Source organism: Gordonia sp. B8661-1, from assembly GCF_059427765.1.
On record NZ_JCAHRL010000024.1, the window covers coordinates 1 to 9,983 of the forward strand.

General features: G+C 63.9%; 9 protein-coding genes and 1 pseudogene. 5 read left to right on the forward strand and 5 right to left on the reverse strand.

The features are described from left to right. Positions 1-36: 36 nt before the first annotated feature. Positions 37-1,530 (reverse strand): heavy metal translocating P-type ATPase, encoded by a 1,494-nt coding sequence (locus AC4JJG_RS21300; RefSeq protein ID WP_495405846.1) that lies wholly within the window; start codon positions 1,528-1,530, stop codon positions 37-39. A gap of 162 nt (positions 1,531-1,692) precedes the next feature. Between AC4JJG_RS21300 and AC4JJG_RS21305 the strand changes: the two genes are divergently transcribed. Together AC4JJG_RS21305 and AC4JJG_RS21310 are read left to right on the forward strand one after the other, a co-directional pair. After that, entirely contained in the window at positions 1,693-2,064 is a 372-nt protein-coding gene (locus AC4JJG_RS21305) for a BlaI/MecI/CopY family transcriptional regulator (protein WP_055476900.1), read from the forward strand. Positions 2,065-2,068: 4 nt separating this feature from the next. Then, positions 2,069-3,001, forward strand: coding sequence for a M56 family metallopeptidase (locus tag AC4JJG_RS21310; protein WP_055476899.1), 933 nt, complete (start codon positions 2,069-2,071; stop codon positions 2,999-3,001). Between the two features lie 357 nt (positions 3,002-3,358). Here the strand turns inward: AC4JJG_RS21310 and AC4JJG_RS21315 are convergent, their stop codons facing one another. From AC4JJG_RS21315 to AC4JJG_RS21325, 3 genes are all read right to left on the reverse strand, one after another. Beyond that, complete coding sequence (locus AC4JJG_RS21315) at positions 3,359-3,634, reverse strand: hypothetical protein (protein WP_055476898.1); 276 nt, start codon at positions 3,632-3,634, stop codon at positions 3,359-3,361. Next, entirely contained in the window at positions 3,631-5,421 is a 1,791-nt protein-coding gene (ctaD, locus tag AC4JJG_RS21320) for an aa3-type cytochrome oxidase subunit I (RefSeq protein ID WP_055476897.1), read from the reverse strand. The genes AC4JJG_RS21315 and ctaD overlap by 4 nt, the downstream gene beginning before the upstream one ends. 229 nt (positions 5,422-5,650) lie before the next feature. Beyond that, positions 5,651-6,577, reverse strand: coding sequence for a M23 family metallopeptidase (locus tag AC4JJG_RS21325; protein WP_055476918.1), 927 nt, complete (start codon positions 6,575-6,577; stop codon positions 5,651-5,653). Positions 6,578-7,020: 443 nt separating this feature from the next. On the opposite strand from AC4JJG_RS21325, the gene AC4JJG_RS21330 reads away from it, so the two are divergent. From AC4JJG_RS21330 to AC4JJG_RS21340, 3 genes are all read left to right on the forward strand, one after another. After that, on the forward strand, positions 7,021-7,590 hold the full coding sequence (locus tag AC4JJG_RS21330) for a TlpA family protein disulfide reductase (RefSeq protein ID WP_101821343.1): 570 nt from the start codon (positions 7,021-7,023) through the stop codon (positions 7,588-7,590). Then, complete coding sequence (locus tag AC4JJG_RS21335) at positions 7,587-8,399, forward strand: cytochrome c biogenesis CcdA family protein (RefSeq protein ID WP_055476895.1); 813 nt, start codon at positions 7,587-7,589, stop codon at positions 8,397-8,399. The genes AC4JJG_RS21330 and AC4JJG_RS21335 overlap by 4 nt, the downstream gene beginning before the upstream one ends. A gap of 248 nt (positions 8,400-8,647) precedes the next feature. Then, the gene (locus AC4JJG_RS21340) at positions 8,648-9,589 is read left to right on the forward strand and encodes a cation diffusion facilitator family transporter (RefSeq protein WP_065629398.1); all 942 of its coding nucleotides are present in this window, start codon (positions 8,648-8,650) and stop codon (positions 9,587-9,589) included. 102 nt (positions 9,590-9,691) lie between these two features. On the opposite strand, the pseudogene AC4JJG_RS21345 reads toward AC4JJG_RS21340, so the two are convergent. Then, positions 9,692-9,983: pseudogene (locus AC4JJG_RS21345) on the reverse strand (hypothetical protein); the annotation flags it as partial.

The following is a 9,983-nucleotide window of genomic DNA, read 5'->3' on the forward strand; positions in this document are numbered from 1 at the left end:
TCATCCTTCCAGGCCGCCCTCCCGGGGCAAGCCAGATCAGATGTCACCTAACCGTGCACCAGTCCCGATAGCGGTAGCGATGGGGTGGCTGGTGTGCTGCTCGAGTGTCGCGGCCCAGCCAAGGATCAACTCCGTGCTGTTGTTGTCGACGGTGTACACGCCGCTGACCTGAGGTCGCCCATTGGTGAGAGTGCCGGTCTTGTCGAAGACCACCACATCGATCGTCCCGGACAGTTCCAATGCGGAATGCCCTTTGAGGAAGATTCCCAGTTGGGCGCCGCGCCCGGTGGCGATCACCAGGGCCATCGGCATGGCCAGGCCCAGCGCGCACGGGCAGGCGATGACCAGCACGGCCACCGCGGCGCTCACGGCGTGCTCCCAGGACGCTCCGGTTAGTGACCAGCCCACGACAGTGCTCACAGCCAGGGCGATGACGCATGGTACGAAGATCGCGGCGATACGGTCAGCGACCCGTTGAGCGCGGGCCTTGGCCATCTGTGCGCTATCGACCAGCGCGATCATCTCCGCAAGGCGTGTGTCGTCACCGACTGCAGTGACTTCCACCCGTAATCGCCCGTCGAGGCAGGTAGTGCCCCCGACTGCGGTGGAGCGGTGGTTGGCTGATACTTGCACCGGCGTCGTCTCTCCGGTCATCGCACTGAGGTCCACACTGGCTGTGCCCTCGATCACATGCCCGTCCGAGGGAATGGTCTCACCCGGCAGCACGATGAGTCGTTGACCGACTTTGAGTTCCGCCAGGGGTATGAGCATGCTCGTACCCCCTGCACACTCGACGCGGGCCTCGGTTGCGCGTAGCGCGGCCAGCGCGCTCAATGCCTGGACAGCTTGTGTGCGGGCACGCGCTTCGTAGTAGCGTCCCGCCAGCACGAAGACCGTCACGCCGGCGGCAACTTCGAGGTAGATCGAGTCACTGGAGAAGATCGCTGACCACACCCCCTGACCCGCGGCAGACATCGCATCGGCCGAGAACATCGAATACATCGACAGGGCGGTCGCGGCCAGCACTCCCAGGGAGACGAGCGTGTCCATCGTGGCCACACCGGTCCGCAACGTACGCACCGCGGTGCGGTAGAACGGCCACGCACAATAGGTCACGACTGGTGCGGCAAGCGCCACCAACACCGCTTGCCACCCGGGAAAACGCAGGTCCGGGATGACGGCGAGCACTACGGAGAGGTTGGCCAGCGGCACGAACAGGGCCAGCGCGACGATCAGTCGGGTGAACAGCGCCTTCGCCGTCGACGCATCCTCGTTGACAGGAGGAGCCTGCTCGGTCAGTTCCGTAGCCGAATAGCCTGCCGTGTGAACAGCGTCGATCGCATCGGCCACGCCTGCGTGGCTATCGAGTTCCACGGTGGCCCGCCGAGTAGCGTAGTTCACCGAGGCGCGTACGCCGTCAATCTTGTTGAGTTTGCGTTCCACTCGGGCTGCGCACGCACCGCAGGTCATGCCACCTACATCGAGTTGGATGCGGCGGGTCGAGTACGTGTCGTCAACGAGGTCGGTCACGAGTGGCGCTTTCAGTAGGCGGTGAGGTGAGTCATGGCACCGCAGGAAATGCGAAAAGTGTGTCAGATGGTGGCGGCCAACCTGGCGAAGCCACCTTCGGCTACTAAGCAGGGTAGTTTGTTCTAGACTGGCAGCAAAGACAAGGCGATCAGGCAGGCGACGGTGACTCAATTGGGTTCGTTGGAACGCGCAGTGATGGACGTGCTGTGGGGCGCTTCTGCGGCGATGAGTGTGCACGACATTGTCGATGCGTTGGCCGATCGCGATCTGGCGTACACGACGGTGTTGACCGTGGTAACCAATCTGCACAAGAAGGGCTTCGCCGGACGCGAGAAGATCAGCCGCGCCTACAGGTACTTCCCGTTGCAGTCGCGGGAGGAGGCGACGTCGCAGACACTGCGACGGGTGCTCGATGCCAGCGGCGATTCCACGGCGGTCCTGATGCATTTCGCGCGGATGGTTACCCCCGAGGAGCGCGAGGTCCTTAGCGAACACTTGTCCCGGACGCGGACGGATCGTCCGAGAAGGCGCTGAGAGTGTGAGCGTTGCTTTGGCCCACCTGGTGGGCGCGGCCGTGCTGGGTGTGTTGGGTCCTTACGTTCTCGACCGATTGCCACAGCGATGGTCACCGCGGGTAGTGATCACCGCATGGGTCAGCAGCATTGCCACTGCGGTGGGACTGCTTCTCCTGTCGGCGCTGTCGGCCTTATGGCCCGATGCGCCGCCTGCGGAGCGTTTCGTCGACACGTTGGCTCGGTGCGCTGGCGCTGTCCTGCATGCGGTGCGCGACGATTTCAGCCAGGTGTATGGCATCACCGTCGCCGTCGTGCTGTTCGCCGTGGTCGCTCGCACCGCGATGTCGTGCGCTCGTCACACGCGCGATGTGCAACGTGTGCAACGCCTTCATCGCGACGTCGTTGCGGTGGTAGGCAGCACCGAACCCGATACCCCCGACGTACTCTGGATCGATCATCCCCACCCCATGGCCTACTGCGTCGGCGGACGCAGCGGTTTCGTGGTAGCCACCAGCGCGCTGCGCACACGCGTGCCGGCCGAGGCGCGGGCAGCAGTACTGGCACACGAGTTCGCCCATCTAAGGTCTCGTCACGACCGGGTCCTGGCGGTCTGCGACGTCATGGCACGTGCTCTGCCCTTCGTACCGCTGTTTCGGCGGGCGCCAGCGGCGGTCGCGGCCCTGATCGAAGTGGATGCCGACATGTCGGCAGCCCGGGTCACCAGCACGGCTGCGGTACGCAGCGCACTGGCCCATGTCACCGGTCAGGGCGTAGGCCCCGGGACCCCCATGCAGCACTCCACGCGCTACCGGCTGCGCATGCTCGACAATGGCGTGATCGAGCCGACCAAATCGAAGTACGCAGCGGCGAGTGTACTGCCACTTCTGGGTGCCGCATTGTGTACCGTTGCAGCACTTCCGGTGCTCTCAGTTGTTGCGCATGGGCTCACCGCGTGAGTCCCCGCACCGCCACGTTCACTCTTCAGCAGTTAGTGTCGCAAACCCGGTGACGTTTCGTTCATCTGCGCCACCGGTAACGACGACCTTCACCGGCGCGTGTCTCATGGTGTTGCGCGCACGCCCCGCGCGCGCCGCCCCCGCGAGGCCCAGAGTGCATCTTCGCCATCGGACCCGCCAGCCGAGAGACTGTCGCAACAGGATGCATAATCCACGTCACCAGGGTCATACCGGGATCGCGTCAGCTATGCATCGGGGCGTGCAGTCTCGACATGGCCCACGTGGCGCTGTGCAGCACCACGCCCCGCAGGCAAGGCTCTGATCACGCAGAGTTGGGCCGATGGATGACGCGACCGGCTACCGCCGCAGCGCACGGCCGCGCGCTGGTTGTGCTGTGCGGGCCGCGATCGCGGCTGCTCCGCGGGCCGCGCAGGCTGCCGCGGTCGCCGCGATCAGCCACAGCAGCAGGGGAGTGCCCTGAGCGAGGACAGAACCCGCGAGCAGGGTCAACGCAAAGGTCATCAACGCGGTGTAGCCGACTGCGAGGATGGCGAACCATCGAGGAACGGTCAGCGGGCGGCGCGATCGCGGGACGGCGGCCTGGTCGAGGGCAGGGAAGGGGGAGTTGTTCACGGTCGGCTCTCCGGGTCGGGATCTGTAGATGCTTCATGGTCTCCGGTGGTCAGCGGCGCACGGCGGACTTCTTCTGCGGTCTCGCTGGGTTCACCGTGCCGTGTGCCGACGTGAGCTTCGGCGCGCATCCGCTCCACCATGTGCGGGTAGTGCAGTTCAAACGCTGGACGCTCCGACCGGATGCGGGGGAGTTCGGTGAAGTTGTGGCGCGGCGGTGGGCAACTGGTGGCCCATTCCAGGGAGTTGCCGAAGCCCCATGGATCGTCGACGGTGACGACCTCGCCGTAGCGGTAGCTGCGGAAGACGTTCCACAGGAACGGCAAGGTCGAGATGCCGAGGACGAACGCGCCGGCGGTGGAGATGATGTTGAGCGTGGTGAAGCCGTCTGAGGGCAGGTAGTCGGCGTACCGGCGGGGCATGCCTTCTGCTCCGAGCCAGTGTTGCACCAAGAAGGTGAGGTGGAAGCCGATGAACGTCAGCCAGAAATGGATCTTGCCCAGGCGTTCGTCGAGCAGACGTCCGGTCATCTTCGGGAACCAGAAGTAGATGCCGGCGTAGGTGGCGAACACGATGGTGCCGAAGAGGACGTAGTGGAAGTGGGCCACCACAAAGTAGCTGTCGGAGAGTTGAAAGTCGATGGGTGGGCTGGCCAGGAGCACACCGGTGAGTCCGCCGAAGAGGAAGGTGACCATGAAGCCGACCGAGAACAACATCGGTGTCTCGAACGTCATGTGGCCCCGCCACATTGTGCCGATCCAGTTGAAAAACTTTACGCCCGTCGGCACCGCGATCAGGAACGTCATGAAGGAGAAGAACGGCAACAGCACGGCGCCGGTGACATACATATGGTGTGCCCACACCGCGACCGATAGGGCGGCGATGGCGAGGGTGGCGTAGACCAGTCCTGAGTACCCGAACAACGGTTTACGGCTGAAGACCGGGAAAATCTCGGAGACGATGCCGAAGAACGGCAGCGCGATGATGTAGACCTCGGGGTGGCCGAAGAACCAGAACATGTGCTGCCAGAGAATGGCGCCGCCGTTGGACGGATCGAACAGATTCGCGCCGAATTGACGGTCGACTTCGGCGCCGAGCAGTGCCGCGGTGAGCAGCGGGAACACCAGCAAGATCAGGACACTGGTGACCAGGATGTTCCACGTGAAGATCGGCATGCGAAACATCGTCATTCCCGGTGCGCGCAGACAGATGACCGTGGTGACCATATTGACCGCGCCCAGGATGGTGCCCAAGCCGGACACTGTCAGTCCGAGAAACCACATGTCCGAGCCGACGCCGGGTGAGTGAATGGCATCGCTGAGCGGGGTGTAGGCGGTCCAGCCGAAGTCGGCGGCACCACCGGGGGTGATGAAGCCGGCGATCGCGATGGTCGAGCCGAAGACGAACAGCCAGAAGCCGAGGGCGTTGAGCCGCGGGAAGGCGACGTCGGGAGCGCCGATCTGCAGGGGCAGTACGAAGTTGGCGAAGCCGATCACGATGGGGGTGGCATACATCAGCAGCATGATCGTGCCGTGCATGGTGAACAGCTGGTTGTACTGCTCGGTCGAGAGGAACTGCATGCCCGGCGTCGTGAGCTCGCCGCGCATCAGCAGCGCCATCAGGCCGCCGATGAGGAAGAACGCGAAGCACACGACGATGTACATCATGCCGATCAACTTGTGATCGGTCGTGGTCAGCAGCTTGTAGATGAATGACCCTCTGGACTTGCGCCGCTCGGGGTAGGGCCGCGTAGCGACCACCTCGGGTGGGCGCGGGGACACCGCGGTCATCAGGCCTCCATCTGAGTCGGACAAACGGTGGCCCTGATCGAGCAACACGCGCATCCTGCGTGCGACTTCCCGGGCCGTAACTACGGACTGTAGTCGATTAACTACTAGGTAGCATAGTTGGGCCCGGAATCCCGAATCTCGGGCGAGTACCGACATGGCGGCAACGAAAAGTCGGCTCCCTCACCAATATCAGGCGCGGAGGGTCATCGCGGTTACGCGGCGCTGCTCCCTACCGCCAGAGGTCTGCACTTCCGCTGCTCGGCGGTTCGTTGGGAGGGATAGTAGGTTCGCCGTCGGCGGGCAGACGGACGCCGCGTTCGGCGAGCCAGCTCACCGGGTCGAGGGCAGCACCGGATGCATCGGCCACCTCGAAATGCAAGTGGGGGCCGGTTGAGTTACCTCGGTTGCCAACCGTGGCAATGGGTTGGCCGACCGTGACCGGAGCCGCTACCTCGATGAGGTTGTCGTCGTTATGGCCGTAGGTGGTGACTGTTCCATCGGCATGTCGGATACGTACCCACAATCCGAAGCCTTGGGCAGGGCCGGAGTTGATCACTTCGCCGTCGGTGACCGCGAAAATCGGCGCGCCGAGGTCGTTGCCGATGTCCATGCCCTGATGACCTCGACCGTCACCGAAGGTGGAGGTGATTCGACCATTCGTCGGAGCGACTACGGACCCCGGCGACGGCGACGAATAGACGGGTGGACCGTTCGGTGCGGGATGCGGGGTCGCAGGATCGTGGGGACGCATCTCAAATGCCAGCAGCGCCAGCAACCGCCCGATCGGTAGCGCGTCGACAACCAGTTCGGCGGCTGCTCGTCCCGCACTGAGAACGGCGGCAAAGCAACCCACCGCAGTGATGGGGTCATCCGTTGGCTCCGACGGCTCGACTGGGCGCGCACGATCGGCCAGACATGTGCTGACGGTCCGGATCTCGTCGGCTAGTTCCCCCATCGCCGGCCCCCCCAAGGATGCCGAGATCGTCTCGGCGACCAGTTGGGCGAACTGCTGGGCCACATGGGTGTCATCTGCGTCGGCGCGCGCTCGAGCGTCAAGCGAGAGGCTCAGCAGAACCGCAGCAACAATTCCCACGGCCCCCAGCCTCAGACAGGGCCGTGCAACGCCGCAGCGGCGAATGAGGGACGACATAGGCATGCCAGCGAGACCTTCCGGAGACGGGCGCGACGCACTGACGTTCAGCACCGCACGCCAGGTGCACATGAGGCCCCGATTGGCAGCCCTCCGTTCGAACCATAGGCCCCACAGGTCACAGCAGTAACACGATCCGGTTGAGCGTCAGTCGCAACTGGCGGCCTCTATTACTAGGGAACGTAGTTGCAGATAAGCAATGATGCCCAGCCTCGGGACCTCGACCGAATCAAGCGTAATCACAGCTGAGCGCACCGATACGTCAGATGAACGCGGCAGAACCCTCGCCGCGGGACGTGGGCCTACGGGCCGGTGCAGATCGCAAAAACTACGGCTATGTTGACAACGCGAACGTTAATCTACCACGCTGCGTAGTAGATCAAGGTCAAGGAGTGCTGGTGCAGCAGGAGAGAAGGATATCCGCGGTGCGGGCGGCAATCCTGGCGCTGATGTGCGTGGTGCCGTGGGTAGCGTCGGGTTGTGGTAGCGCTGGCGACGACGCCGTTGCGCAGGGGGGAACCTTTCAGTTCGTCTCACCCGGCGGGCAGACGGTCATCACCTACGACCCGCCTGCAAGCCGTCAGAGGATCGCTGACGTCTCAGGCCCTGATGTGGTGACCGACCAGACCGTCGGACTCAACGACTTCGCAGGCAAAGTCGTCGTCATCAACGTATGGGGTTCGTGGTGCGGACCCTGCCGGGGAGAAGCCGACGACCTCGAGCATGTCTACGCCCAGAACAAGACCTCGGGGGTCGAGTTCCTCGGTATCAATCTGCGCGACAACCGGCAAGCGGCGAAGGACTTCATTGTCGACAGGAAAGTCGCCTTTCCCTCGATCTACGACTTTGCCGGCATCACTCTGGCTGCGCTGACCACTCCAACGTCGGTGGTGCCGACGACCATCGTGCTCGACCGCGACCACCGTCCGGCCGCGGTGTTCCTCAAGGCCATCACCGCCGACGAACTCGGGGCAACAGTTCAGCGCGTCGTCGCTGAGCCTGTGACACAACGCCCATGACGGCGCAGTCAGTCGAACTGCAAGCCTCGGTCGGCGAGACGTTTGCTGACGTCGTCGCCAGCGGTCCGCTACTGCTGGCGCTGCTCGCATGCATGATCGCCGGGCTGGTGTCGTTCGCCTCACCGTGTGTGGTCCCGCTCGTCCCGGGGTATCTGTCTTATCTGGCTGGCGTGGTCGGCGCCGAGGCGCCGGCGGTGTCGGTGGGGGAGTCGAATAAACGGGGTCGCTCGCGTGTGGCGCTCGCCGCAGGCCTGTTCGTCATCGGTTTCACCGTGGTTTTCGTGGCAGCGACCGCCACAGTACTTGGGGTCACCACGACTTTCGTGGTGAATCGTGAAGTCCTGCAACGTATCGGCGGTGTGGTCACCATCGTCATGGGCTTGGTGTTTATCGGGCTGGTGCCGGCACTGCAACAGGAACGACGGTTCGCCCCCCGCCGCGTCTCCAACATCGCCGGCGCCCCGCTGCTCGGCGGGGTCTTTGCACTCGGGTGGACCCCGTGCCTGGGGCCCACACTCGCGGCAGTCATTGCTACGGCCAGCGGCACCGAAGGCGCCACCGCAGCCAAGGGCGTCGCGCTGATCGTGGCGTACTGCGCCGGCCTTGGCATTCCTTTTGTTGTGCTTGCGTTTTCCTCGGCGTGGGCGTTGCGAAGCCTCGGCTGGTTGCGCACCCACGCCCGCATGATCCAGATCGCCGGCGGGGCCATGATGATCGCGGTGGGCATCGCTTTGATCACCGGCCTGTGGGACCAATTCATCGTGTGGGTGCGCGACGCGTTCATCACCGATACTCAACTACCCATCTGAGCCCTGTGGTGGCGGCCCCGATTCGACGTCCACAGCGTCCCCCTGTTTCCGGTCACCGCACCCTCACGAGACCGAACAACCACCGCCTCCACGCCGCCAACGTCGGGCCATCTCAGCACATCCCGAGTCAGTCGTGACGTGATCCGCTGGTACCGTTCCGGCCCGGTCTGTCATATAGTCACATGCGCATGTATTGATATATAGGGGTAGCGTGGCTATCTGGGTGTGGATGAGAGGGAGTACGAAGTATGGGAGCCGGACACAACCACGGACCAACCGATCCTGCGTCCAGCGACTCGTCGCTGCGTGTCCGTCTGGCGATAGCGTTTGTTCTGACGGGGATCATTGTCGTGGCCCAGTTGGTCGGGTCGGTGATCACGGGAAGTCTGGCGCTGCTGACCGACACCGCGCACGCTGCGACAGATGCGATCGGGTTGGCGGTCGCGCTGGTCGCAGCAACCGTGATGCACCGTCCGGTCAGCAAGACTCGCACATGGGGACTGCGGCGCATCGAGGTCATCGCCGCTCTGGGGCAGGCCTCGCTGCTGCTTGCTGTCGGGCTCTACGCCGCTGTTGAGGGCGTGCGGAGACTGTTCGCTCCGCCAGAGGTTCCCTCGACCGAACTGCTGATCTTCGGAATCATCGGGCTCGTGGCGAACATCGTCGCCATGCTGGTGCTTGCCTCAGGACGCGGGGCCAACTTCAACATGCGAGCGGCGTTCCTGGAGGTCCTCAACGACGCACTGGGATCGCTGGGTGTAATTGTCGCCGCGATCGTCATCGCTACCACCGGCTTCCAACAAGCCGACGCACTGGCCGGCCTGTTCATTGCGCTACTGATCGCACCCCGCGCCCTCAAGCTCATGGCAGAGACGACGCGAGTGCTGATGGAGTTCACGCCCAGGGAGATCGATTTGGACGACGTCAGGGCCCACATTCTCGAGATGGACCGCGTGCAGGACGTGCACGACCTCCACGCATCGACGGTGGCCACTGGTCTGCCGATCATTAGCGCTCACGTGGTGGTCGATGACGACTGCTTCCAGGACGGGCACGCCCCCACGATCTTGAATGACATCCGAACGTGCGTGGCGACCCACTTCGCCATCTCCTTCGAGCACTCCACCTTCCAGCTCGAGACCAGTGCCCAGCGTCACCAGGAGGAAGCCTTGGCAGCCCATCACCCGTGAGGGGTGGCGCATCGACGACACCCACGCCGCCGGTCTGCGCACGAAGTGCACGATCGTTGCCAGGGGAGAGACGATGCTTCACCCCTGTCAATCGGGCCACGGTCACACCAGCGTGGACCAGTACCACCAGAAGCGTTCGATGATGAGGGCGATCACCGCCATCGCCCACACCAGCGGTACTACGGTGTGCACCGTGAGGACCACATCGAGGGCTCGGCGTGCTCTCCCGGATGGGCAGACATGGTCGGCATTGCGCAGGCTCACATACCAAAAGGCAACCACGACAACGACCCACACGGCCATGCAGTACGGGCAGAGTGCATCGATTGGGACTGGTGCACGGTTAGGTGACATCTGATCTGGCTTGCCCCGGGAGGGCGGCCTGGAAGGATGA

Excerpts from the sequence above, each read along its gene's own strand:
- ctaD (WP_055476897.1), bottom strand. The coding sequence starts at position 5,421 with ATGACCGCGGTGTCCCCGCGCCCACCCGAGGTGGTCGCTACGCGGCCC.
- AC4JJG_RS21325 (WP_055476918.1), bottom strand. The coding sequence starts at position 6,577 with ATGCCTATGTCGTCCCTCATTCGCCGCTGCGGCGTTGCACGGCCCTGT.
- AC4JJG_RS21330 (WP_101821343.1), top strand. The coding sequence starts at position 7,021 with ATGTGCGTGGTGCCGTGGGTAGCGTCGGGTTGTGGTAGCGCTGGCGAC.
- AC4JJG_RS21335 (WP_055476895.1), top strand. The coding sequence starts at position 7,587 with ATGACGGCGCAGTCAGTCGAACTGCAAGCCTCGGTCGGCGAGACGTTT.
- AC4JJG_RS21340 (WP_065629398.1), top strand. The coding sequence starts at position 8,648 with ATGGGAGCCGGACACAACCACGGACCAACCGATCCTGCGTCCAGCGAC.